Origin of the sequence: Bacillus horti (assembly GCF_030813115.1) — a bacterium.
GTDB lineage: Bacteria > Bacillota > Bacilli > Caldalkalibacillales > JCM-10596 > Bacillus_CH > Bacillus_CH horti.
Genome location: NZ_JAUSTY010000028.1, coordinates 1 through 24,319, shown reverse-complemented (window position 1 = coordinate 24,319; position 24,319 = coordinate 1). Strand labels below are relative to the sequence as shown.

Annotated in this window: 22 protein-coding genes; 16 read left to right on the top strand and 6 right to left on the bottom strand. The window is 40.3% G+C overall.

The window, feature by feature from the left end; translation table 11 throughout:
* Positions 1–21: 21 nt before the first annotated feature.
* The 3 genes from J2S11_RS21105 (at position 22) to J2S11_RS21095 (ending at position 3,573) form a co-directional block, all read left to right on the top strand.
* A complete protein-coding gene (locus J2S11_RS21105) occupies positions 22–432 on the top strand; it encodes a host-nuclease inhibitor Gam family protein (protein ID WP_307398015.1) in 411 nt (136 codons plus the stop codon).
* Positions 433–594: 162 nt separating this feature from the next.
* Entirely contained in the window at positions 595–2,211 is a 1,617-nt protein-coding gene (locus tag J2S11_RS21100) for a coproporphyrinogen III oxidase (RefSeq protein WP_307398014.1), read from the top strand.
* 42 nt (positions 2,212–2,253) lie between these two features.
* Positions 2,254–3,573 (top strand): D-alanyl-D-alanine carboxypeptidase family protein, encoded by a 1,320-nt coding sequence (locus tag J2S11_RS21095; RefSeq protein WP_307398013.1) that lies wholly within the window; start codon positions 2,254–2,256, stop codon positions 3,571–3,573.
* Positions 3,574–3,799: 226 nt separating this feature from the next.
* On the opposite strand, the gene J2S11_RS21090 is transcribed toward J2S11_RS21095, so the two are convergent.
* Positions 3,800–4,666: a YitT family protein gene (locus tag J2S11_RS21090; RefSeq protein ID WP_307398011.1), complete on the bottom strand. Its 867-nt coding sequence runs from the start codon at positions 4,664–4,666 to the stop codon at positions 3,800–3,802.
* 245 nt (positions 4,667–4,911) lie between these two features.
* On the opposite strand from J2S11_RS21090, the gene J2S11_RS21085 reads away from it, so the two are divergent.
* Entirely contained in the window at positions 4,912–5,430 is a 519-nt protein-coding gene (locus J2S11_RS21085; protein ID WP_307398009.1) for a GNAT family N-acetyltransferase, read from the top strand.
* A 158-nt stretch (positions 5,431–5,588) separates the two neighbouring features.
* On the opposite strand, the gene J2S11_RS21080 is transcribed toward J2S11_RS21085, so the two are convergent.
* Both J2S11_RS21080 and J2S11_RS21075 read right to left on the bottom strand, forming a co-directional pair.
* Entirely contained in the window at positions 5,589–6,902 is a 1,314-nt protein-coding gene (locus J2S11_RS21080) for an FtsW/RodA/SpoVE family cell cycle protein (RefSeq protein WP_307398007.1), read from the bottom strand.
* Complete coding sequence (locus tag J2S11_RS21075) at positions 6,899–7,240, bottom strand: PadR family transcriptional regulator (protein WP_307398005.1); 342 nt, start codon at positions 7,238–7,240, stop codon at positions 6,899–6,901. Before J2S11_RS21075 ends, J2S11_RS21080 begins: the two co-directional genes overlap by 4 nt.
* A gap of 218 nt (positions 7,241–7,458) precedes the next feature.
* Between J2S11_RS21075 and hutP the strand changes: the two genes are divergently transcribed.
* The 5 genes from hutP to hutG all read left to right on the top strand — a co-directional run bounded on the left by hutP (position 7,459) and on the right by hutG (position 13,825).
* A complete protein-coding gene (gene hutP / locus J2S11_RS21070) occupies positions 7,459–7,911 on the top strand; it encodes a hut operon transcriptional regulator HutP (protein WP_307398003.1) in 453 nt (150 codons plus the stop codon).
* 252 nt (positions 7,912–8,163) lie between these two features.
* The gene (gene hutH, locus J2S11_RS21065; protein WP_307398002.1) at positions 8,164–9,663 is read left to right on the top strand and encodes a histidine ammonia-lyase; all 1,500 of its coding nucleotides are present in this window, start codon (positions 8,164–8,166) and stop codon (positions 9,661–9,663) included.
* Between the two features lie 101 nt (positions 9,664–9,764).
* A complete protein-coding gene (gene hutU / locus J2S11_RS21060; RefSeq protein WP_307398000.1) occupies positions 9,765–11,432 on the top strand; it encodes a urocanate hydratase in 1,668 nt (555 codons plus the stop codon).
* A gap of 159 nt (positions 11,433–11,591) precedes the next feature.
* Complete coding sequence (hutI, locus tag J2S11_RS21055) at positions 11,592–12,863, top strand: imidazolonepropionase (RefSeq protein ID WP_307397998.1); 1,272 nt, start codon at positions 11,592–11,594, stop codon at positions 12,861–12,863.
* Entirely contained in the window at positions 12,863–13,825 is a 963-nt protein-coding gene (gene hutG, locus J2S11_RS21050) for a formimidoylglutamase (protein ID WP_307397996.1), read from the top strand. Before hutI ends, hutG begins: the two co-directional genes overlap by 1 nt.
* Positions 13,826–14,086: 261 nt before the next feature.
* On the opposite strand, the gene pdaA is transcribed toward hutG, so the two are convergent.
* Both pdaA and J2S11_RS21040 read right to left on the bottom strand, forming a co-directional pair.
* A complete protein-coding gene (pdaA, locus tag J2S11_RS21045) occupies positions 14,087–14,983 on the bottom strand; it encodes a delta-lactam-biosynthetic de-N-acetylase (protein ID WP_307397995.1) in 897 nt (298 codons plus the stop codon).
* A gap of 14 nt (positions 14,984–14,997) precedes the next feature.
* A complete protein-coding gene (locus J2S11_RS21040; RefSeq protein WP_307397994.1) occupies positions 14,998–15,273 on the bottom strand; it encodes an alpha/beta-type small acid-soluble spore protein in 276 nt (91 codons plus the stop codon).
* Positions 15,274–15,447: 174 nt separating this feature from the next.
* On the opposite strand from J2S11_RS21040, the gene J2S11_RS21035 reads away from it, so the two are divergent.
* From J2S11_RS21035 to glpK, 7 genes are all read left to right on the top strand, one after another.
* Entirely contained in the window at positions 15,448–15,678 is a 231-nt protein-coding gene (locus J2S11_RS21035; protein ID WP_307397992.1) for a DUF3892 domain-containing protein, read from the top strand.
* A 177-nt stretch (positions 15,679–15,855) separates the two neighbouring features.
* Positions 15,856–16,854 (top strand): dihydroxyacetone kinase subunit DhaK, encoded by a 999-nt coding sequence (gene dhaK / locus J2S11_RS21030; protein WP_307397990.1) that lies wholly within the window; start codon positions 15,856–15,858, stop codon positions 16,852–16,854.
* A gap of 26 nt (positions 16,855–16,880) precedes the next feature.
* Positions 16,881–17,522: a dihydroxyacetone kinase subunit DhaL gene (dhaL, locus tag J2S11_RS21025; RefSeq protein ID WP_307397988.1), complete on the top strand. Its 642-nt coding sequence runs from the start codon at positions 16,881–16,883 to the stop codon at positions 17,520–17,522.
* Positions 17,509–17,910, top strand: a complete 402-nt coding sequence (gene dhaM, locus J2S11_RS21020; RefSeq protein ID WP_307397987.1) for a dihydroxyacetone kinase phosphoryl donor subunit DhaM — start codon at positions 17,509–17,511, stop codon at positions 17,908–17,910. Before dhaL ends, dhaM begins: the two co-directional genes overlap by 14 nt.
* Positions 17,911–17,960: 50 nt before the next feature.
* Positions 17,961–18,212 (top strand): HPr family phosphocarrier protein, encoded by a 252-nt coding sequence (locus tag J2S11_RS21015; RefSeq protein ID WP_307397985.1) that lies wholly within the window; start codon positions 17,961–17,963, stop codon positions 18,210–18,212.
* Between the two features lie 100 nt (positions 18,213–18,312).
* The gene (locus J2S11_RS21010; protein ID WP_307397983.1) at positions 18,313–19,134 is read left to right on the top strand and encodes an MIP/aquaporin family protein; all 822 of its coding nucleotides are present in this window, start codon (positions 18,313–18,315) and stop codon (positions 19,132–19,134) included.
* Positions 19,135–19,167: 33 nt separating this feature from the next.
* Positions 19,168–20,658 (top strand): glycerol kinase GlpK, encoded by a 1,491-nt coding sequence (glpK, locus tag J2S11_RS21005; RefSeq protein WP_307397981.1) that lies wholly within the window; start codon positions 19,168–19,170, stop codon positions 20,656–20,658.
* A 321-nt stretch (positions 20,659–20,979) separates the two neighbouring features.
* On the opposite strand, the gene J2S11_RS21000 is transcribed toward glpK, so the two are convergent.
* Positions 20,980–24,195 (bottom strand): MMPL family transporter, encoded by a 3,216-nt coding sequence (locus J2S11_RS21000; protein ID WP_307397979.1) that lies wholly within the window; start codon positions 24,193–24,195, stop codon positions 20,980–20,982.
* Positions 24,196–24,319 lie beyond the last annotated feature (124 nt).

Below are 24,319 nucleotides of genomic sequence, written 5' to 3'. Positions count from 1 at the left end.
AAAAGCATAGGAGAGATCTTCATGACCAAGCAGAAAAATGCAAAAGTGAGTATTTTATCGGAGGAGACCGTGCAGCGTTTTTATGAGCTCACTCAGCAAGCAAAAGGAATTGATTATGAATTAGCTGAGCTTAAGAAGGAAATTCACAGCTCCTTAGATCAGTTAGTAGGGGAAAATGAAAAGAGTAGCTTATTATTCGGCGACATTCAGCTTCAACGACAAATTCGTACGTCTATGACCTATGATCAAGAGAAAACGGTAAGTCGTCTAGAAGAGCTGCAGCTTCACGATTGTATTGAGACCATTCGTCGGCCGAATGCAGATAGAATTAATGCTGCTGTTACTCTTGGCTTATTAGCGGAGGAGGAATTAGAAGGCTGTCAATTACGCAAGGATACCCCTGCACTGACCGTGCGTAAGGTTAATGGATAAGAAGAAAATGACCAAAGAATTGACCAAATAAGGGATTTTCGCTACACTTTCTAAGTGTAGCGATTTTGATTGTATAGACTTGGAAAAGCTATCTGTAGGTCTTTGCTGGCTTAATGGACAAGCAGAGAAGACACAGATTTTTAATAGAAGAGGGAGCTTTATATGAAAATTTATATTCAAGGAATTCAAGAACTTTATCAGCGAACTGTAGATGTTCTTTTACAGCTTTTCTTTGAAGATTCCACAAATATTTATGAGGATCTTCATAATGGACAGGAGCAGGGCGGTAATACTCGAATTCGTGATGAGGATAAGCAAGAGAATTTACAAGGTGAGCCAGATAAGGATATTCATCTTTATTTTGAGTTCAACGAAGCCTGGGACAAAGAAAGAGAAAACCTATCTTTGGAAGGAAACGTTACGGTAAAAAACACAAACAATCCACGAATAGTTAAGGGGAGTTACTCTCAGGACTTTGCCTTTTCAGATGTGCTTGAAGAAGAGCGAGAAAAAGCTTTTCAAAAAGCGTATAAGAGAGTGATCAACCATACTTTATTGCAGGCATTAGAGGAGTATACTGGAACAAAGCAGCCATGGGGGATTCTGACAGGTATAAGACCAACTAAGCTGTTGCACCAAAAGCTCTTTCGGGGCACAGAACGAGATCAAGCTAGGCAAGAGCTCATTCATGACTATCAAATAGTCTCTGAAAAAGTACAGCTTATGCAACAGATTATTGATCGTCAGCTTGCTGTCGTACCAGATTTACATCATTTAGAAAATGAAATCAGCATTTATATAGGAATTCCTTTTTGTCCGACGAAATGTGCCTACTGTACGTTTCCTGCCTATGATATTAAAGGGCAGCAAGGTTCTGTTGGTACTTTCCTAGAAGGGCTTCATCTTGAGATACAGGAAATGGGTAATTGGTTAAAGGAGAACAATATCGGAATTACAACGATTTATTTTGGTGGGGGAACACCTACAAGTATTGAAGCGGAGCAAATGGATGCTCTTTATGAGCAGATGTATCGTTATTTTCCTGCTATGGAAAAAGTTCGTGAGGTAACGGTTGAGGCAGGACGTCCAGATACAATTACGCCTGATAAGATCAACGTGTTAAGAAAGCACAATATTGATCGTATAAGTATTAATCCACAATCCTATACGCAAGAAACATTAGACGCTATAGGCAGACATCATACGGTAAAAGAAACGATTGAGAAATATGAACTGGCTCGTTCAATGGGTCTATCGAATATTAATATGGATTTAATTATTGGTTTACCAGGAGAGGGATTGGCTGAGCTTGAGCTTTCACTTGAAAAAACAAGGGAGCTTAGACCAGAGTCCCTAACGGTTCATACATTATCCTTTAAGCGTGCTTCAACAATGACAAAGAACAAAGAAAAATATAAGGTGGCCGGGCGTGAAGAGGTTATTCAAATGATGAAGATGGCTTCTAAATGGACAGCTGCTGAAGGCTATGAGCCATATTACTTGTATAGACAGAAAAACATCCTAGGTAATTTGGAAAACGTAGGCTATGCGTTACCAGGAAAAGAAAGCATCTATAATATTATGATCATGGAGGAAAAGCAAACGATCTTGGGCTTGGGATGCGGGGCATCCAGTAAATTCATACATCCGCTGACTGGTAAGATTACTAGGTTTGCTAATCCGAAGGAGCCTAGAGCGTACAACCAAAGCTATAAGCATTACATTGAAGAAAAACGCAAGCTGTTAAACGAGCTCTACCTCGGTGTAACGAACAAATAAATGGTATTCCGTAGCGGCATACTTCAGATAAGAGGGATGACATTGAGAAAAAAGTGGACAAGCAGGAATGATAATATTCGTAATCTGTCATTTATCATGTTATTGCTTAGTGTATTGTTTCTGCAACACGGAGGAGTTCAAGCAGAGCAAGCAGAAAAAAAGCTAACACTTTCAGAGGTAGGACATTTTACTGCCGCTCAAGATTTACCACTGACTAGTCAGACAGCCATTTTAGTTAATGCCAATACCGGACAAGTGCTGTACGAAAAAAATGCCTCACAGCAAATGTACCCAGCCAGCATAACAAAGATTGTAACAGGAATTATAGCTATTGAACAAGGGAACCTAGACGACATTGTTACTGTAAGTGAAAAGGCAAGAAATGTGGATGGGACAAGAGTCTATCTTGAAGAAGGCGAACAGGTTACACTTTTGAAGCTCGTACAAGGATTGCTCATTAATTCTGGAAATGATGCAGGGACAGCAATTGCTGAGCATATGGATCAATCTGAGGAGCTGTTTGCTGAAAGAATGAATCGCTTTTTAACAGAAACAGTTGGTGTACAGGACACGCATTTTTCAAACCCTCATGGTTTATTTGCGGAAGATCACTATACAACGGCTTTTGATATGGCTATGATTACGAAATATGCTATGCAGAATGATGCTTTTCGCCAAATCGTGGGCACCTATGAGATGGAGTGGATAGGAGAAAGCTGGGCTACAACTCTATATAATCATAATCGTTTGCTCAATAATTATGAGGGAGCCACTGGAGTAAAGAATGGATTTGTCAATCAGTCAGGACCAACCCTTGTAGGATCGGCAGAGCGAGATGGTTCAGCGTATATTGCAGTCACCTTACAGGCAGCTACGACAGACTCGATGTACAGGGACATGCAAATGCTTTTAGATTATGGATTTGAAAACTTCGATACTCATTTGCTTTCAAGCGAAAGTGTCTTCCTCGATTCCAAAAGTGTGCCTCACAAACTAACAGAGGATATTGCTTACTCTGTGGCTAAAAACGAAACGCCTAATGTTGAAATGAATGATGCTGGTTATCTTGACGTTTGGGGAGATGGAGACAGAAAGCTGTTTGAAGTTGAAATTTTACCTGTCGACACATCATCAGTAGAACGGAAGCAGAATATGAAAATCAGTGGACATGCCAACAGTGTTGAAGAGGCAGCACACAATCATGCTGTCCGCTCAAATGATTCTAACCTGATGCCGATTGTACATGGAGCGTGGTGGGTTACCGTTATTCTTTATGCTTTATTTCTGTTACTAATAGCATATCTTCTCATTAGGAAGAAAAGACGACAGAAAAGAGAGAGATTTCGTAGAATCCCGTATTAAGTAAAGGTGAAAGAAAATGAAAATTAAGCTAAACTAAATCACGATTTTAACACTAAATACTTATATCGTATATAAGCAAGCAGAGCGTCAGATGATCCTTAGCAAGCTTCTTATCCTCATTTTGTAAGAGATAGGCTTCTAGGGTTCACTTGTTAAGCTATGCTTGCTTTTCATATGTAGACGAGAAAATGGACACAAGACTAGTGTATATACATCACTACGAAAATTAATGTATCGCTGACTTAAATTTTGAGCCTTGCGCTTCCTGAGTGTTCATGATCGTTATGAAGGCATGACGGTCAATGTCATGAATAATACTTTTTAACTTTGTTACCTCTAGTCTAGTAACGACGACGTAAATAATTTCCTTCTCCATGTTCTTGTACCCACCTTTACCACTCAGCATAGTAACCGTTCTTCCTAAACGATGAATGATGGCGCTTGAAAGTTCATCAAAATGATCCGAAACAATCAAGACTGCCTTCGTTTCATCCAAGCCTTGAACAACCGTATCAATTACTTTATAGGCAATATAATAGGTCATAACGGAGAGCATTGCCTGTTCCCAGCCAAAGACGAAGCCAGCCCAAGTAAAAATAAACACATTCAGAAACATCACAAATTCACCGATAGAAAAAGGTAATCGTTTGGTTAAGATGATTCCTAATATTTCTGTTCCATCCAATGATCCGCCATGACGTATAACCATCCCTACGCCTACACCTAATAGTAAGCCACCAAAAACAGCCGCTAAAATGGGCTGATGGGTAAAAGCCTCCAAATGTTCAAGGAACGTTTCGACAATGGCTAATGTGAGAATGCCGAGGAACGTTGAAATGACAAAGCTTTTACCAATATATTTGTATCCAGAATATATAAAAGGGAGATTTAACAAAATTACAAGTAGCCCAAAGCTAAGGGGGGTCAGGTAATTAACAATGAGTGAAATCCCTATGATACCACCATCAATGATTTTATTTGGAATCAAGAACAGCTGAATTGCAATGGCTGCTAATGCTGCTCCTATAATAATCATGCTGAATCGATAAAGAACATGTATAATGTTTTCTCTGCGATGTTGTTTCTGGCTCAACCGGTATTCTCCTCCCACAAAAAAATCTCTTATCTTAAGGAATGGGTTAAATCGTAGAGAAATATACCTGTTACTACCATTCAACATCAAACTTTAGCAGAGCCATTAAGAGAAATTGTAGGAAACGGTTCAACATTAATAACTGATAGAGGGCAGTCAAATTGAAATTAAACAAAAAGTCACGATATAATAGATAAGTTAAGCATGGAATATGAAAAGCATTAGATACATAAAGAGGTGTAGGAATGGAATACAGAAAACTAACAGCAGACGACGCAGAAGAGTATCTACAATTACGTACGAGAGCCATTAAAGAAAATCCACTTTCATTTGCCTTGTCTCCTAGTGAAATGAAGGAAAAGACCATTGAACAGATCCGAGAGCAATTGGAGCAGGGAAATAAAGTGGATGGGTATGCTAGTTTTACAGTAGGAGTTTTCGATCATAACAAGCTCTGTGGTACAGGAGCGTTTATGCAGAGACCATATGAAAAAATGGCTCATAAAGGTTCATTATTGGGACTATATGTAGCACCTGAATATCAAGGCAAAGGAATAGCTAAAGGGTTGATCAAAGAGATTATTCATCAAGCCAGCCAATTAAAAGGAATGGAGCAAATCCTTCTAATGGTTAATAATGAGAATGAAGCGGCAAAAAAACTCTACTCAAGCTTAGGGTTTACCGTTTATGGAGTGGAGCAAAAAGCAATGAAAATTGACGGGAAGTACTATGATGAATCGTTAATGTCCTATGATTTACAATAGTAAAACCTTATCTAATTTCATGCCTATAGCTCTTAAAGTAGGAAGATTAGATAATAAAGAGTGAGAGATTGCGTTGTGAAAAAAGACATAACGTTATTCTATTCTTTGATTTAAAGCTGTGGTGGATCTATACTTTTCCCACCACAGCTTTCGTATAACTAAATAGGGTTATTAATTTGTGAGTAACTCTTTTGGCGGTACACACCAAGTAAAAGACCTAACAATAGCATGGATAGAATAAAATGGGTGCCACCATGACTAATGAGTGGAAGACTTACACTGATAAAAGGAAGGACTCCAATGGTCATTCCGATACTCCATATGATTTGTACACAAAACACTGAGATCACTGCTGACATTAAGAGAGAACCAAATAAATCAGTTACATAACTTGCTAAATGGGTCATGCGCCACATAAAGTATAAGCTTAATAGTATAAATACTCCAGCCAAAACCCACCCAAGCTGATACACAAGGTAGCTAAAAATAAAATTAGTATGTGCGGCTGGAAGTAAGGAGAGCTGAGAGTTATTTTGAAACCATTGCCCCCACCAGCCAGCATTTTCAATAATAGTTTTTGAGGCATAATAGACGTATCCAGACCCCATTGGATCGTTTTGATAGTAAAGAAATGAAAAAATACGCATGTGAATATAGTCAGGAAGCCAAAACGATAGTATAAAAATTAGAACACCTAAAGCAGTACCTAATCCTGTTAGAAGAACCTTTCTATTTATTGGTAATCTGAACAGTAGAAAAACAAATGCAACAGAAAAGAGAATTATTGAAAAGAAACCAGATGTCATTAAAAGTAACCAAACTGGAAGCAAATAAAGTCCTATGATGATAAACCAGCTTTTTTTAGTAGTATAATTTAATCCAGCTAATATTCCTGCAACTGCCAATATGCTTACGATTGGAGAAATTGTTGCTATGTAATCTAGCTGAAGGAAACCTAGTCTAAGATACGGTTTTCCCATAAGAGTTTCTCCATCTATAAGAACAAACAAAGTAATCAATTGGTTAACAAAAAACATAAGGTAAGAGATGCGTTGTAGCTTTTTATAATTAAAGTAAACAAGCCCTATTAATACAGCAATTCCAAGACAAGCAGCTACCACTTTATTCATGAAGAGATTTTGAGTATTGGTAGAAAGAACCTGGTCTACAGAAAACATTAGGGCTAGTCCTAATCCCATAAAGAGAACAATTAACCCCAAGAGCTGCCAATCCAATTTCAGCTCATATGTCTTATGAAATTGCTTACCAATCTGCTCGGTGCTACCTGTTTGCAGTAAGGCTTGGTCTATAGCCTGTTCAAGCCCATAACCGTCCTTTATGTACTCTTCAATTAAATCCTCAACATGAGTAAGTAATTCCTGCTGAATGTGAGTATGTGCTTTCTTATTTTTAACATGCCGTGTAATGGCATTAAGGTATTCTTGCACCCTTTTGTGATCTGTGATGTTCATGGATGACTACCTCCTAACACACGATCTACTGTTGTTCTAAACAGCTGCCATTCCTTCTTCTTTTCCTGTAATTGACCAAGTCCTTTCTTGGTAATGCGATAATATTTACGCTTTCGTTTTCCCCTTGAAGGAGTTTCGTCCCAGTAGGATTCAACCCAACTCTGTGCTTCAAGCTGGTGCAGGATAGGATAAAGTGTTCCTTCCTTAAACGCAAAGATCCCTCCAGATTGTGCTTCAATTTCTTTAATCATTTCATATCCGTACATGGCCTTAGTTTCAAGTAAGGATAGAATAATAGGAACGGTGCTTCCTTTTAATAGTTCTTTGTTGACCTTCATGTCCTCCACCTCATTTCATTTAGTTATATATTGTAAAACAATGCATCGTATATCTATGTATTATGATAAATCTATTTTATTTGTTTTTCAAGGAGAGATTTATTATCCGTAATCATTTAGGTCGATATGATTGACAATTCAAAGCATTGCTGATTACAATAAAGACAGTTACTAGTCATTAGATAATAGTTTAAATAGGCGATTAGAAGGTGTACTGGATGTCTTTCGAAGCGGATCATAGAATAGGAAAAAATGCTGTTCAATTAGCCCTTCTAGGGCCTGACAGTGATCAAGCTGAATATTTTAAGCAACTAAAAGAGCTTGGTTTTACGTTCTGTCAGGGGAAATCTGGAGCGATGGAAACGCATAAGGTTGTAGCCGCTATTGAGACAGCAGCAAAACGTAACGGAGTGATTTCATCGTCTGGTTACAGGGAAACGCATGCTTTGTATCACGCTATTATGGAAGCGCTATATGGTGTGACAAGAGGTCAAGTACAGCTCGGAACTGTGCTTAGAACAGTAGGTTTAAGCTTTGCTGTTGTTCGTGGTAAGCCTTATGAGGATGAGGCAGAAGGAGAATGGCTTGCTGTTGCCTTATACGGAACCATTGGAGCTCCAGTAAAAGGCTTAGAGCATGAAGCGACAGGTTTAGGAATTAACCATATTTAATTTATTTATAATTAGTTTTATAACATGAAGCTTGAAGCCCATAGTTGATAGATAATAGGGGGCTATATCAGTTCATTCTTTCGGGAATGTTTTTTGATATAGCCTTTTTTGATGCCTATTTTTAACAAGAGTGATGTCTGTATGGAGTGAACTGATTGTGGTTAAACAGGCTTTTATTCTAAAAAAAGTTGAAAATAGCATACAAGATACGTCACGATGTGGGCTTTAGTATGAAATGAGGAGAGTCGTATTATGATTACAATAACCGGCCAGGACTTAACGCTTGAACAGGTTAATCAAGTGGTATATGGGAAGGCGAAGGTGGCTCTATCTGCAGAAAGTAGTCAAAAGATGAACAGGAGCCGTGAGCTTGTTGAAGAAATGGTAGAACAAGGCCAGGTAGTATATGGCATTACAACTGGCTTCGGGAAGTTTAGTGATGTCTACATTCAAAAAGCTGATGTGGAAGAGCTTCAAATTAATTTAATTCGTAGCCATGCCTGTGGTGTAGGGGAGCCTTTACCAGAGCAGGTAAGTAGAGCCATGCTACTGCTTCGTGCTAATGCGCTAGCAAAGGGTTTTTCAGGAATACGTGAAGAAGTGGTTCAATTACTATTAGATTTAATTAATCATCAAGTTCATCCTGTTATTCCTTCACAAGGCTCACTAGGAGCTAGTGGAGACCTAGCACCTTTAGCTCATATGGCTTTAGTGCTTGTTGGAGAAGGCGAAGTTCTATATCAAGGCAAACAGATGGCTACAGAGCAAGCATTGGAACAAGTGGGCTTAAAGCCAGTGATACTGAAGGCGAAGGAGGGGCTAGCTCTAATTAATGGGACTCAGGCGATGACGGCTGTTGGTGTCATCAATTATTTGCAGGCTGAAACCTTAGCGTACCAGGCTGATCAGATTGCTTCTCTCACCTTAGAAGGGCTACAGGGAATCATCGATGCATTTGATGAGGATGTTCATGTTGCTAGGGGATATAAGGAGCAGGTTGCTGTTGCAGAGCGGATTAGAACATATCTAAAGGATAGTCAATTAATAACGAAGCAAGGAGAATTAAGAGTCCAGGATGCTTACTCTCTACGCTGTATTCCTCAGGTTCATGGAGCAAGCTGGCAGGTACTTGGGTATGTCAAAGAGAAGCTAGAAATTGAGATCAATGCGGCTACAGATAATCCGTTAATTTTTACAGATGAGGGTAAGGTTATTTCAGGGGGGAATTTTCACGGTCAGCCTATCGCCTTTGCCATGGACTTTCTAGGGATTGGGTTAGCTGAGCTAGCTAATATTTCTGAGAGAAGAGTTGAACGTTTGGTGAATCCACAGCTTAATGACCTACCACCCTTTTTGAGTCCGCAGCCAGGTCTGCAATCTGGAGCAATGATTATGCAATACTGTGCGGCAGCATTGGTTTCCGAAAACAAGACGTTAGCTCATCCAGCAAGTGTTGATTCCATTCCATCCTCAGCTAATCAGGAGGATCATGTTAGCATGGGAACGATTGCTGCAAGACATGGGTATCAGATCATACAAAATGCTAGAAATGTATTAGCTATAGAATTAATTTGTGCCCTCCAAGCTGTAGAGTTTAGAGGAATTGAGCGAATGGCTTCTTTTACACAGCAGGCTTACAATAATGCAAGATCAATCGTCCCGTCGATTACCAAGGATCGAGAGTTTGCTAAGGATATTGAACGTGTTGCGTCGTATCTTGAAAGCTGTGGGCACTTAGCTTCAATAGATTAAGATTTCATTTCAATAGAAATAATTGTAGGTTGAAGGATGAATAGCAGGTGATGAAGGATTTTAATTAATTCATATTAAATAAAAGCAGGGAGGCTATAAAAATGAAACAGACTGACAAACGTATCGTACATGTGAAAAAAGGCTTGGAGCTTGAGTGTAAGGGTTGGGAGCAGGAAGCGGCTATGCGCATGCTTATGAATAACCTAGATCCAGAAGTGGCTGAAAAGCCAGAGGAATTAGTGGTCTATGGAGGAATCGGTAAAGCAGCGCGAAATTGGGATTGCTATGATGGTATTGTTCACGCTTTAAAAGAATTAGAAAAGGATGAGACACTCTTAGTTCAATCTGGTAAACCTGTTGGCGTTTTTCGTACGCATGAGCGTGCTCCCCGTGTCATTTTAGCCAATTCTGTGCTAGTACCTAAATGGGCGGATTGGGAGAACTTTCAGAAGCTTGAGGCACAAGGCTTAACAATGTATGGGCAAATGACAGCGGGAAGCTGGATTTATATTGGTACTCAGGGTATTTTACAGGGAACTTATGAAACATTTTTGGCGTTAGCGAATAAGCATTTTGACGGTTCGTTAAAAGGAACCCTGACTGTAACAGCGGGATTAGGAGGAATGGGTGGTGCCCAGCCTTTAGCTGTTACGATGAATGAAGGGGTCGTTCTAGCTATTGAAATTGATCCTGAGAGAATTGAAAAGAGAATCCACACAAAGTACTGTGATAAGATGACAGACTCCCTTGATGAAGCTATTGAGTGGGCTGTAGAAGCTAAAAAGAATAAGGTCGCTCTATCTATTGGATTAGTGGGGAATGCAGCTGAGATTTTACCTGAACTTATAGCTAGAAAAGTTCCTATTGATATTGTAACAGACCAGACATCTGCTCATGATCCTTTAAATGGCTATGTTCCGGAGGGCTTCTCCTTAGAGAGAGCGTCCGAAATGCGAGCGAATGACCCTCAAACCTATATGCAAAAAGCCAAACAGAGTATGGCTAAGCATGTTGAAGCGATGTTACAGTTACAGGCTGGAGGAGCAATCGTTTTTGATTACGGGAATAACATCCGTCAAGTAGCTAAGGATGAAGGTGTAGAGAATGCCTTTGACTTCCCAGGCTTTGTCCCGGCCTATATCAGACCATTGTTCTGTGAAGGGAAGGGACCTTTCCGTTGGGCAGCACTCTCAGGTGATCCTGAAGATATTTACGTTACTGATGCCTTAATTAAAGAGTTGTTCCCAGACAATGAGGGATTACACCGCTGGATTGATATGGCTCAGGAAAGAGTGGCCTTCCAAGGTCTTCCGTCTAGAATTTGCTGGCTAGGCTATGGCGAAAGAGTGAAGATGGGCTTAGCGATTAATGATTTAGTGCGCAAAGGGAAGCTAAAAGCACCGATTGTCATTGGTCGTGATCACTTAGATTGTGGTTCAGTTGCTTCACCAAATCGTGAAACCGAAGGAATGAAGGATGGTAGTGATGCGATTGGGGATTGGGCCGTACTGAATGCGTTGCTGAACACAGCAGCAGGAGCTAGCTGGGTTTCCTTCCATCATGGAGGAGGAGTAGGGATGGGTTACTCTCTTCATTCGGGTATGGTAGTGGTAGCTGACGGATCAGATAATGCTGCACAGAAGCTCGCTAGTGTACTGACAACTGATCCAGGAATGGGCATTATCCGTCACGCAGATGCAGGCTATGAGTTAGCGCAGGAAATGGCTGAGAAGCATGGTGTCGTTATTCCTATGAATCGTTTGTCTTAAGACCTGGAGAAGTAAGCATAGCATTTTTTAGATAAGAGCAAGATTATAATTTGTTTATAGGTTTATTCCTAAAATCAATATTAAACTAGTGAAGAGAGCATGAATCACAAGAATAAAGTCACTAATGTCACGAAATTACTAGAGAATGGGAGGAGCAGAATGAGCCATAACTTTGATTTGCTTTTATATAACATAGGTCAGCTGTTAACAATGGATGTGGGTACGGAGCCGGTAAGAGGTAAACAAATGCAGAAATTAGAAGTACTTGAGCATGCGGCTGTTGGTATTAAAGATGGGAAGGTTACGTGGATCGGTTCGAATGAAGAAGTTGTTCAGGCTACTTCTGTTATAACAGCTAAAGAGAAAATGGATTGCCAAGGGAAGCTAGTTACTCCTGGTCTTGTTGATCCTCATACACATCTTGTGTTTGGAGGCTCTCGTGAGCATGAGCTTGCTCTAAAGCAGGCTGGTGTTCCTTATCTTGACATTCTGAAGCAGGGTGGAGGGATACTCTCAACCGTTAAAATGACAAGGGAAACGTCTGAGGAGGAGCTAGTAAAAAAAGCTACCTTTCACTTAGATAGAATGCATTCCTACGGGATTACGACGGTAGAAGCTAAAAGTGGATACGGTTTAGATTGGGAAACGGAGCTCAAACAGCTGAGAGTCGTTAAAAAGCTACAGAAATCACATACCATGGACATCATCTCTACCTTTCTTGGCGCTCATGCTATTCCACAGGAATACAAAGAAAGACCAGATGATTTTCTAACTTCAATGCTGGAGCTTTTAGGGCAAATTCAAGAAGAGGATCTCGCTCAGTTTGTTGATATTTTCTGTGAAACAGGTGTGTTTAGTATTGAGCAATCTAGGAAGTTTCTTAGTCAGGCGAAGGAAAAAGGCTTTGAACTAAAAATCCATGCGGATGAAATAGATCCTCTTGGAGGGGCTGAGCTAGCCGCTGAGCTTGGAGCGAGATCTGCAGATCACTTGGTCGGAACGTCTGATGAAGGGATTAAGAGATTGGCAGAAGAAGGAGTAGTTGCCTGTCTATTACCGGGTACTTCATTTTATCTTGGTAAACCTACCCCAGCTCGCGCGAGAGATATGCTTGAAGCGGATGCCATTGTTGCTTTAGCTACTGATTTTAATCCAGGAAGCTGTCCGACAGAAAATCTTCAATTTATCATGACACTTGCTGCGTTACAGCTTCGCATGACACCAGAAGAAATCTGGTATGCCGTCACAGTGAATGCAGCTCATGCTATTGGAGTCGGTGCAGAGCGAGGACAAATTGCTTTTCAGCGCAGCGCTGACATTGTACTATGGGACGCTCCTAACTACCTTTATATTCCGTATCATTACGCTGTCAATCATACGAATACTGTGATTAAGGATGGTAAAATCGTGTACAGAAGGAGGCAGGCGTAATGAAGAAGGGTATTGGACATATTCTTCCCTCCAGTGAGGCTATATTTGTGGATCGGGGAGTTACTAAAGCGAATCAGCTCTTGGAGAATTGGAATGGGGAGGACGCTTCTCGATTTGGTTTAGTTGGCTTACCTTTGTCTAAAACGTCAATAAGTGCATCTGGAGCTGCAGGAGCTCCGACAACCATTCGTAAAGCACTAAGTGCATTCACCACATATGCGATTGAGGATGAAATTGATCTATCACCTCGCATGGTAACAGATTTCGGTGACGTAAGTATGCATGTTACTAACTTAGTTGAATGTCATCAAAGGATTGAACGAAGTGTTGCAGAGCTCTATCGCCTCTATCCTGATATTATTCCTATCCTACTAGGTGGCGATCATTCCATTAGCTGTCCCAGTTTAAAAGCTTTTGCTCAGGCTAGAGGTAGGGTGGGGGTCATTCAATTTGATGCTCATCATGACCTTCGTAATTTAGAGGATGGGGGACCATCTAACGGAACCCCTTTCAGAGGTTTACTTGAAGCAGAGTCAATTAAAGGAGAGGATTTAATTCAAATTGGAATTCGTAATTTCTCTAACGGAATGGTGTATCACCAATATGCTCAGGAGCAAGGGGTAAAGGTATGGACCATGAAGGATATTCAGCATAATCGGATCGAGGATATTATTGCAGAAAGTGTAAAATCGCTAGAGAATAAAGTAGATAGCATTTACATTTCTGTAGATATGGATGTGCTAGATCAGGCGTTTGCTCCAGGCTGTCCAGCCATTGGTCCTGGTGGAATGGACAGTCAGACATTGTTGTCCGCCATCTATACACTAGCCCAGCACCCAAAAGTGCATGGGATGGATATTGTAGAAATTGATCCTTCGTTAGATGTAAGAGATATGACAAGCCGAGTTGCGGCTCATGTGATTCTTCAATTTCTGTTAGGTAAAGCTAAAGCGGGAAACTAGGGAGTAGGTCATTAAACCAAGTCAATGCTATGTTTTTAAAGGTTGAAGATAAAATCAAGAAAAGCGGAGCTTCTTACTTATGAAGATAAGAGAAGCCCGCTTTTATTTGACTTGTATTGTAATGGGAGTAAGAGTTAATTTATTATTTTCTATTTGCTTCATTCGTTCTTCCATTCCATCGTCAAGGTATGTTATTTTAACATTCTCTGTGAGCACAACAATAAAAAACCAAGAATTTAATCTTGGTTCCTTCAACTTTATTTAGTGTATTACCTCACTTGGTAACCCATGCTTTTCAATAACTAAATCATCCAAGCTTCTAAAGCTATAGCCTTGCTTATGAAGGTCATCAATAACTTGTCCTAGAGCTTCAGCATTATCCTTCGATACGGAGTGAAGTAAAAGAATAGCTCCTGGATGGATTTGTTTCATAATTTGATCATATGCGAATTGCCTGCCTCGTTGTTGGTCTGTTTTCCAATCGATATACGCGAGGGACCAAAACACATTTGTATAGCCTAAATCCCGCGAAAGAGCTAACGTTCGTTCACTGAAAATTCCTCTTGGTGGTCGAAGGTAGTTCATATTTTTACTACCCGTTAAGGCATAAAATTCTTGCTTCAGGCTCTCCAGCTCATTCTTTAGCTTCTGGTCACTGACCTCAGTAAAATCTGGATGATGCCAGGAATGATTTCCTACAAGATGTCCCTCTTTAATCATTCGTTTTACAAGATCAGGCTGATCCTTAATGTAATGACCAGTGATAAAGAATATGGCAGGTACTTGCTTTTCCTTTAATGTGTCTAAAATAGCATGAGTATAGCCGTTTTCGTAGCCATTATCAAAGGTAAGATAAACGACTTTTTTACTGGTGTCTCCTAGAAAAAACGAGTCATACTTCTCTAATATTTGTTCATATTCAGCTCCTGCTGAAGGGGGCTTCTGGTTAGTACTTCTTTTGAGCCCCCAATGAATAGGTTTATTTGAGTAATTTTGAGCAGATGCAAGGGGACTGAAATTATCATTTTTTATAAAAGGAACAGAAAAACTACTTGAAACAAAGAAGATGCAGGATACTATAGAAATTAGCCATCTAACCCATGAATGATTTAAGCGACCATGTTTGCTTTTTTTTACAGACAAAATATTTTGTTTCATAATTGCTCCTTTCTTTAATGCTTTGTTTTGGACAAGTGTTCTTGAGCGGAACGGATCAACTCCTTAACCATTCGTCCTCCGATTTGACCACCAATTTTTCCAGCATCTTGTGAACGTAATTGACCATTATTTTTTTCATGTAGGGGAATATTTAGATCCTTTGCTACTTCATATTTCACGTGATCAGGCTGTTTGGGATCAACCGAGTATCCAGCTTCAGCCATCACTTTCTTTTTCAACTGCTGCATACCTTCCTCGGCTTCTGGAACTAATAAGCGTTTTCGCGCCATACTTTAACCCTCCTTTTACGTATAGCTTTTCCTGAGTTGGGCAATTTAATTAAGAAATAATTGGAGAACAACTAAGCAAATGTATGGATAAAAAGGTTTGTTAGCCTTTAATTAAAGATGGAATAGAAAATGGTTAGAACAACGGTCAAAATTATATGTAGGAGGATGAATAGAATGGAGCTAAAAGAAACAATCGTAGCGGTTAGAAAAAACGGTGATGGAGATATTGTTCAACTAAAAACTTCGAGTGGTAGAGTTTTACATTATAAGGATGCTCAAAAAGAAGCTCAAAATGGTGAGATAGCAGGTGTAAATGTATTTATGGGGAAGGATGGGGACCCGCATCTTAGAGGAAATGCTGATGGAGATCCAACAAACAACTTAGATAATCTTCCATCCTTTTAATCTGATTGATCAGAGGTTCGAGTACTATAAAATCTACACAGGAAACTTGTCTATAATCTAAAAAAAATATTTAAAAAAGCGGGCTACCACTCGCTTTTTTTTGCTGTTTCCATTTTCATATTAGGCTAGCTGTTGCATATACATTATTAACGAAATGAGAAAAGGGAGGGTAGCTAGGTGAAGAAGTTGGTCAATGATCCGAATCAGGTTGTAGAGGAAATGTTAGATGGAATGGTAGCTGCTCATGGCACAAAACTAAAACGCTTACAAAACACTAGTGTACTCGTTCGAGCGGATGCTCCTGTTCAAGGCAAAGTAGCATTAGTAAGTGGTGGCGGCAGTGGGCATGAGCCATCCCATGCAGGTTATGTAGGTCAAGGGATGTTAGATGGAGCTGTAGCTGGTGAAGTGTTTACCTCTCCAACTCCAGATCAAGTCTTTGAAGCGATAAAAGCCGTTGATGGTGGTCAAGGTGTTTTACTCATCATAAAAAACTATACGGGAGATGTCCTTAATTTTGAAATGGCTGCAGAAATGGCTGAAGCTGAAGGGATAAAAGTAGCACAGGTTATTGTTAATGATGATGTAGCCGTAGAGGATAGTCTGTACACAACAGGAAGACGTGGAATAGCTGGTACGGTTCTAGTTCACAAAATCGCAGGAGCTATGGCTGAAAGTGGGGCAACTTTAGAGGAGGTAGTGGCTGTAGCCAATAAGGTTATACAAAACGTTAAGTCAATGGGCATGGCCTTATCAGCATGTACCATTCCAGCGGCTGGGAAGCCTGGCTTTGAGCTTGGTGAGAAGGAAATGGAAATAGGAATGGGTATTCATGGGGAGCCGGGGATTAAGAAAAGTGACATACAGTCAGCAGATACGATTGCAGAAATTTTACTTACGAAAGTTCTAGATGAGCTACAGATAAGCCCTACTGATAAAGTAGCCGTTATGGTCAATGGTCTAGGCTCTACTCCTTTAATGGAGCTATATATCATTAATAAGAGAGTAGCTGAGCTTCTAAGAGAAAAGCAAATACAAGTTCACGATACATTTGTGGGGGAATACATGACAGCACTTGAAATGGCAGGTTGTTCCGTTTCAATCCTGCATCTAGACGAACACTTAACTGAATTGCTTGATGCTAGGGCAGATACGATCGCTTTTAAGAAGTGGTAGCACTTACTAGCTGAGGTGGAATGAAAATGAGATTCGGAGTAAATGAAGCAATAGGTTGGATGAAAAAAGCTAATGAAAACATACAGCGGCACAAAGAGTACCTTACAGATTTAGATCAGGCAACAGGCGATGGGGATCACGGGTTAAATATGTGTCGGGGTTTTCAAGAAGTAGTAGCCAGTTTGGAGAAGACGAGCTATACGGATATAGGAGCTGTTTTCAAGGATACAGCCATGACATTGCTATCAAAGGTTGGGGGAGCTTCAGGACCGTTATATGGAACAGCTTTTTTAAAAGCTTCTTTGTTTTTTAAAGATAAAGTAGTCGTGGATGTACAAGAATTAGGGGAGGGCTTGCTAGAGGCACTTTCAGGAATCAAGCTACGTGGTAAAGCAATGGTATTGGACAAAACGATGATTGATGTATGGGAACCAGCTATCCATTTTATTCAAGCAAATCATAGTTCTATGGATTGGATGGAGTTTGTAGAAGATGTTCATCGACATGTGGATAAGACAAAGGAAATGCAGGCTAAAAAAGGACGTGCCACATATCTAGGAGAACGAGCTAAGGGACATATTGATCCAGGTGCTGCCTCATCTGCTTTACTTTTTGAAGCTTTGGCTGAAGTCTATCAAGAGGGAGGGCACCTAGGTGGAGAAGGTTAATGTAGGGCTTGTTCTTATTTCCCATAGCTATCATATTGTACAGGGATTAAAGCGATTAATTCAGCAAATTGAACCAAATGTCCAGATTGCCTGTTCAGGCGGAGCAAATGGAGATCTTGGTACAAATATGCTTGAGATAAAAGATGCCATTCAACGAGTTCATTCTCCAATGGGAACGGTTATATTGTTTGACTTGGGAAGTGCTCTGCTTAATGCTGAAATGGCTATAGAGATGTTAGGGGAGTCAGGCTTAGTTAGAATAGCTGATGCTCCATTAGTAGAGGGTGCTTATGCTGCTGCAATAGAAGCTGGGTGTGGTAGCTCATTAGATGAAGTAGTAGCTGCAGCAGAGAGTACCAAGCAATTAAATAAGCTAGAGCGATCTTAATGTGTAGCCCTGATCTAGATAATAAGAATGACTTGGGAGTGAATGCAGGCATGGTAGAGAAGGAAGTGTTGATTACTTTTGAGAACGGCCTACACGCCAGACCTGCTGCGGAGCTTGTCAAGTTGGCTAAAGCATTCCATAGTACCATTGTGCTAGATAATGGAAAGAAGAAAGTAAACGTAAAGAGTGTGCTTAGCATGATGAGCTCCTCTATCAAGCAAGGAGAAACCGTAAGAGTTAAGGTGGAAGGGGATGATGAAGAAGAGGCGATGCTCTCAATCGTTAATTTTTTAAAAAAATAAAATGACTACTAGTTATCCATCCCTACGTAATTTTGAGTTTTTGTTTTTTGAGTCATTTTGAAAAGAAATTGGCTTCTAAAAAATGAAAGGGGAATGCTACATGTCTGCATTTATTGGTGAGCTTATTGGGACCATGATTTTGATTATACTTGGAGGTGGAGTTGTCGGTGGTGTAGTATTAAAGAAATCAAAGGCCGAAGGCTCTGGCTGGATAGTCATTACATTAGGCTGGGGCTTAGCGGTCGCTATGGCTGTTTATGCCGTAGGTAGCTTTAGTGGTGCACATATTAATCCTGCTGTAACTTTGGGGCTGGCATCTATAGGAGAATTTCCTTGGGCAGATGTTCCATTGTATATTATTGCTCAAATGCTAGGGGCTATTATTGGAGGGATGATCGTCTACTTACACTATCTGCCTCATTGGAGAGAGACGAGTGATCAAGGGACTAAGCTAGCTGTTTTCTCTACGGCACCGGCAGTTAAAAACACGCCAGCCAATCTTCTTAGTGAAATCATTGGTACATTTGTCTTAGTATTAGGCTTAATGTTCATTGGCGCTAACCAATTTGCTGACGGCTTAAATCCATTTATTGTTGGCTTTCTGATTGTTGCTATTGGTTTATCTCTTGGGGGAACAACTGGTTATGCCATCAACCCGGCTCGTGATCTTGGACCAAGAATTGCCCACTTTTTATTACCGATAGCTGGGAAAGGGAGTTCAGATTGGAGCTACTCCTGGGTGCCTGTTGTAGGTCCGATCATTGGTGGAGTGTACGGGGCATTGTTTTACGCCCAATTGTTTGTTGGTCAAACGAGCATTTTCTTTTGGATCGTAAGTGCAATTATTGCTGCAGTTGTTGTTGCTGCCTATGCTAATCAAGATAAAGTAGAAAGAAGTGGAAAGACCACAAGTTCAGTATAATAAAAGTATAACGTTGAATTGGGGGATGAGAAAATGAGTCGGTATATCTTAGCGCTTGATCAAGGGACCACAAGTTCGAGAGCTATTCTTTTCAATAAACAAGGTGAAGTTGTTCATGTTGCCCAAAAGGAATTTACACAGCACTTCCCTAAGCCAGGCTGGGTTGAGCATAACGCAAATGAAATATGGGGAACTATTCTAGCCGTTATGGCTCAGCTGCTATCAGAAAATGATATTAAGCCAGAGGAAATAGCAGGAATAGGGATAACAAATCAGCGGGAAACAACAGTCGTATGGGATAAGAACACAGGAAAGCCTATTTACAATGCGATTGTATGGCAATCTAGGCAAACGAGTGAAATTTGTGAAGAGCTAAAAGAAAAGGGATATAATGATCTATTTCGTGATAAAACAGGCTTATTAATAGATGCTTATTTTTCAGGAACAAAGGTAAAATGGATTCTTGATCATATTGAGGGAGCAAGAGAAAAAGCTGATCGGGGAGAGCTTTTATTTGGTACGATAGACAGCTGGCTTATTTGGAAGCTCTCAGGTGGAAGCGCACATGTGACAGATTACTCGAACGCTTCAAGAACACTGATGTATAACATCTATGATTTAAAATGGGATGAGGAGCTATTAGACATTCTCACTGTTCCGAAATCTATGCTACCAGAGGTAAGACCTTCTTCTGAGGTGTATGCCCATACTGCGGACTATCATTTCTTTGGTCATTCAGTTCCTATTGCAGGAGTAGCTGGTGACCAGCAGGCTGCTTTATTTGGTCAGGCATGCTATCAAGCAGGAATGGCTAAAAACACATATGGCACTGGCTGTTTTATGCTGATGAATACAGGTGAAAAAGCAGTAAGATCAGACCATGGCTTATTGACGACATTAGCTTGGGGACTAGACGGAAAGGTAGAGTATGCCCTCGAGGGAAGTATTTTTGTAGCGGGATCGGCTATTCAATGGTTAAGAGATGGGCTACGGATGTTCCGTGATGCGCCTGAAAGTGAACGATATGCTACAAAGGTAGAGTCTACGGATGGGGTCTATATCGTTCCTGCATTTGTTGGATTAGGTACCCCGTATTGGGATAGTGATGTACGAGGGGCTGTCTTTGGCCTTACACGAGGAACAACGAAAGAGCACTTTGTTCGCGCTACGCTTGAATCATTAGCCTATCAAACCAAGGATGTATTAGATGCCATGGAAGCTGACTCTAATATTTCGCTAAAAGCGCTAAGGGTAGATGGTGGAGCTGTTATGAATAACTTCTTAATGCAGTTCCAAAGTGATATTTTAGGTGTATCTGTTGAACGTCCAGTTGTGAATGAGACGACAGCTCTTGGAGCTGCCTATCTAGCAGGCTTAGCAGTTGGATATTGGGAGAGTAAAGAAGAAATTGAGAAGCAATGGAATGTAGATCATACGTTTACTCCTGAAATGGAGAAGGATAAAGCTGATGGGTTTTACGAAGGCTGGCAGAAGGCTGTAAAAGCGACCATGGCTTTTAAATAGGGGTATTTAGCACACATAGAAACAGTGAAATTGTAGCTGAAATACCATGTGAAAAGACAAAAAAGACTACCTTCATCTGTAACGGACATATGAGACTCTTAGAGAGTGATTTTTAGCTAATTCGATTTCTAACGGACATACGAGACTCTTAGAATGAAAAAAACAACCATTTTCATTCAAAAACTCGTCTAAGGAGCAGATATGTCCGTTAGAATTTGTAGAGCTCAGAACAACTCGGCTAAGGTGCAAATATGTCCGTTAGAACTCATAAAGGTATAAAACACGATTACTTTGGATTAACTGCTTTTCTCAACCTCCACTTTAGTTTCCAATAAGGTCTTGTTCATTTTCATCTTCATTTTTGAATTTTGGCTTTCCCGCTCGTTGAAAAGGCCACCAGTTAGCTGTATGGAATAGCTTAATCATTATTGGAGTAAAGAATGGCAGGAACACAAACGTGTATAGAAGCAAGCCAGTGAGCATCATTGTAGCAATTTGTAGGAGTGAAAGCACACCCGATGGGAACATCGCAGAGAAGGTACCTCCAAGGATAATCACAGCTGAAATAATAACTGTTCCCATATTTCGCATAGCACGCTGCATAGCTTCTTCAACTGAAAATGCAGTGTATTCATTGAATCGATGCATCAAGAACATACAGTAATCTACACCTAAAGCGATTAAAAGAACGAAGGAGAAGAAGGGAACAGACCAACTGATTCCTGAATAGCCCAATATATCCACAAAGATAAGCTCTGTCACTGCCAACGAGGTGTAGTAGGACAAGATAAGCGATAAAATAAGATAAATGGGCATAAGCAATGAACGTAAAAGGACAACAAGAATGACAAAGATACCAAGTAACATAATCACAATCGTACGATTAAAGTCTGAGTTTGAAATTAGACTTAGATCATGGTAAACACTTGTCACACCACCAATGGCAAATTGAGCTTCAAGTCCTGTTCCTGTAATAGCTCGCATAATTGCTGTTTCAATCTCATTGATGCGTCTAAGTGTATTTTCGGCGTATGGATTATCAGAAAAGATCACGTCAAAGCTGGTAATGTTTCGGTCTGCTGACATATACGTGTTCATCGCTGTATCCATTTCTGCTCTTTGCATAACGGCAGAAGGGAGAAACCAGCCAATTCTTGACCCTGAGGAGCTGAGATCCTGTAGGTAGTCTCTAGCATCATTTAAGCCAAGTGTTACTTGCTCTAATCCGTCTGTGCTTTGCTCTAATCCTTCAGTTAAAGCTTGAATTTGTTCATCTAGCTCTTCAAATGCTTGTTTGAGCAAGGTCTGTCCAGTATACATTTCATCTAATCCAGATGAAAAACTAGGAAGATGACTTCTTGCTTCGTTTTGCCCCTGTGCCGCTTGTTCAATCCCATTTTGCAAGAGAGCAACGCCATCTCTTAACTCTTGCAGTCCTTCTGCTAAAAGACGCTGTCCATCAATAATTTCACTTAAGCCCTGATTTGCTTCTCGTACTTGACCACTAAATTCGGAGAATTCCTCGTTTAAAGAACTCATTTGCTCAGTAGCGTTTTGAGATAGCTCAAGTGCATCTCGTAACGCCTCAAAATCATTATCGCCGGTAAGCTCTGGGTAGCGAGCTTCTAAGCTCTGAACATGTTGATCGGCAGATTCAAGGATATCTTCGAGCTGACTCATATTTTCCTCAATAGAACTGTAACGCTGTTCAAATTCACTAATACCTTCCTCAAGCTCGGTATATCCTTCATGAAGCCGTTCTAAATAGAAAATCAATTGTTCCGTTTGGGCTCTTGCTTCCTCTAAGCCATTCTTGATTTCATTTGCTCCTCTTGAGCCTTCATGCAACCCATCCTCGATTTGCTTCAATCCTGTTCCAAGCTCAGTTATCCCATGCTTAAGTGCAGTTGTTCCTTGGAGAAGATCTCCAACACTATTTGTAGCAAAGCCAAACTCTGGAATAGATTGTTTAAGCTCTATGTTTGTTTCAATTAATCCACGCCTTATGAGTGAAAGTCCGTCGTAGCCTTCCTCCAAACCATCCTCTAACGTTCCGGCTTGAGATGTAACAAGCAGCTCAGGAATTGTTTCTCCAAATGGTCTTGTTACACTTCGTACAGAATGTATACCATTAATCGCTGCCACTTCACCACTGATTTGTTCTATAATAGCTAAATCATTCTGATTATCCAACGGCCTAGAAGACTTCAAAACAATTCTCCCGGGCAATGTCTGTCCGGGCCCAAAGGATTGCGCAATGAGATTAAAGCCCCGCACAGATGCATATCCATCTCCGATTTCCTCTAGTGAATTAAAGGAAAGATTCCCCTTATAATTAAACAATAGAGGGACAACAACAAGTACGAGAAGAAGTAAGGTAATGATAGGGCGTTTGAATGAAAAACGTCCAGCAAAGCTCCAAAACCTACTCTCAGTATGACTAAGGCTTTTCTTTCTTGGCCAAAAAATCCTTTCTCCTAATAAGGCTAAGAAGACAGGGACTAGTGTAACCAAAGCTAAAAGCAGAATAAATACACCAATCGCTACGGCGGCGGCAGATTGAAAGACGATAAATGTAGAAAAGCCAATTGACCCAAACCCTACAATTCCAGCTAGTGAGGCATAAAAGACTGTTTTTCCTGCTGTCTTGTAGGTATTAATAACGGCTTCACTTGAGGTTCTACTTTTGGCTAATTCTTCTTTAAATCGACTGATTAAAAGGATACAGTAATCCGTACCTATCCCAAATAATACAGCTACCATAAAAATTTGAGTAAATGTTGATAAAGGAAAATCTATATATTCTGCTAAATAAGCAACAATCGACTGAGAAATGATGTAGCTTACCCCAACTGTAACCATGGGTATTAAAGGAGCAACAACTGAACGGAAGACTAGGAGTAACACAACAAGAATAAAAATGACAGTAAGCATTTCCGTTCGCTTTAATCCTACCTGTGAGCTTTGTAAGACATCATTTTCAATCATCCAATTACTAGTAAAATAGTGCTCTAAAGAAATTCCTTCTAGTGTGTCATAAAGCATTTGTAAATTTTCTGGGTTATCAATCATGGATAACCTTATGTTAAGAAAGGCTAGGACTGTTCTCTCGTCATTGGATACCAATTGGTTAGCTAATTCAGCTCTCTTAAAATGAGTCGTGATAGAGCTAATTTCTAATTCATTTTTATTTTCCTCAAGTAGCTGAATTGCTCTTTCGGCCTCATTTAAATTTGTTCGGATTGGATCTTGATTATGCAGGACAAGAACAACTGAAGTAAGTGGGCTAGGAGGAGTAGGTCTTTTTGTATCACTAGAGTCAGGAGGCAGTTCAGAGCTCCCTGTAGTAGATTGACTTTGACTTCTCATTTCTCTAAGTAATTGCTGGGCAAAGCTTGAAGAGTACCCATCGGGAACACTAATCTGACCTTTATCACGCACTAAATGAGACAGATTAGGGGCAGTTACAGCTAATGCTACGGATGCTACGAGCCAAAGAATGAGGACTAACCATTTCATTTTAAGGATATACTTCATTGGCTTCATTCCTAACTAGATTTAGTCACTTTGCTCTTCTGTCAATAAAGTAGACACAATAAGTTACGCAACTTCCTGATAATAGAGTTGCTCAAAGCGCACTGGTGACATGTAACCAATGGTA

Coding starts and splice junctions, on each gene's coding strand:
- J2S11_RS21015 (WP_307397985.1), top strand. CDS start 17,961: ATGGTAGAGAAGGAAGTGTTGATTACTTTTGAGAACGGCCTACACGCC.
- hutU (WP_307398000.1), top strand. CDS start 9,765: ATGAAACAGACTGACAAACGTATCGTACATGTGAAAAAAGGCTTGGAG.
- glpK (WP_307397981.1), top strand. CDS start 19,168: ATGAGTCGGTATATCTTAGCGCTTGATCAAGGGACCACAAGTTCGAGA.
- hutG (WP_307397996.1), top strand. CDS start 12,863: ATGAAGAAGGGTATTGGACATATTCTTCCCTCCAGTGAGGCTATATTT.
- J2S11_RS21000 (WP_307397979.1), bottom strand. CDS start 24,195: ATGAAGTATATCCTTAAAATGAAATGGTTAGTCCTCATTCTTTGGCTC.
- J2S11_RS21040 (WP_307397994.1), bottom strand. CDS start 15,273: ATGGCGCGAAAACGCTTATTAGTTCCAGAAGCCGAGGAAGGTATGCAG.
- J2S11_RS21105 (WP_307398015.1), top strand. CDS start 22: ATGACCAAGCAGAAAAATGCAAAAGTGAGTATTTTATCGGAGGAGACC.
- J2S11_RS21035 (WP_307397992.1), top strand. CDS start 15,448: ATGGAGCTAAAAGAAACAATCGTAGCGGTTAGAAAAAACGGTGATGGA.
- J2S11_RS21075 (WP_307398005.1), bottom strand. CDS start 7,240: ATGAAGGTCAACAAAGAACTATTAAAAGGAAGCACCGTTCCTATTATT.
- J2S11_RS21080 (WP_307398007.1), bottom strand. CDS start 6,902: ATGAACATCACAGATCACAAAAGGGTGCAAGAATACCTTAATGCCATT.
- pdaA (WP_307397995.1), bottom strand. CDS start 14,983: ATGAAACAAAATATTTTGTCTGTAAAAAAAAGCAAACATGGTCGCTTA.
- hutI (WP_307397998.1), top strand. CDS start 11,592: ATGAGCCATAACTTTGATTTGCTTTTATATAACATAGGTCAGCTGTTA.
- J2S11_RS21100 (WP_307398014.1), top strand. CDS start 595: ATGAAAATTTATATTCAAGGAATTCAAGAACTTTATCAGCGAACTGTA.
- hutH (WP_307398002.1), top strand. CDS start 8,164: ATGATTACAATAACCGGCCAGGACTTAACGCTTGAACAGGTTAATCAA.
- J2S11_RS21010 (WP_307397983.1), top strand. CDS start 18,313: ATGTCTGCATTTATTGGTGAGCTTATTGGGACCATGATTTTGATTATA.
- hutP (WP_307398003.1), top strand. CDS start 7,459: ATGTCTTTCGAAGCGGATCATAGAATAGGAAAAAATGCTGTTCAATTA.
- J2S11_RS21085 (WP_307398009.1), top strand. CDS start 4,912: ATGGAATACAGAAAACTAACAGCAGACGACGCAGAAGAGTATCTACAA.
- dhaL (WP_307397988.1), top strand. CDS start 16,881: ATGAGATTCGGAGTAAATGAAGCAATAGGTTGGATGAAAAAAGCTAAT.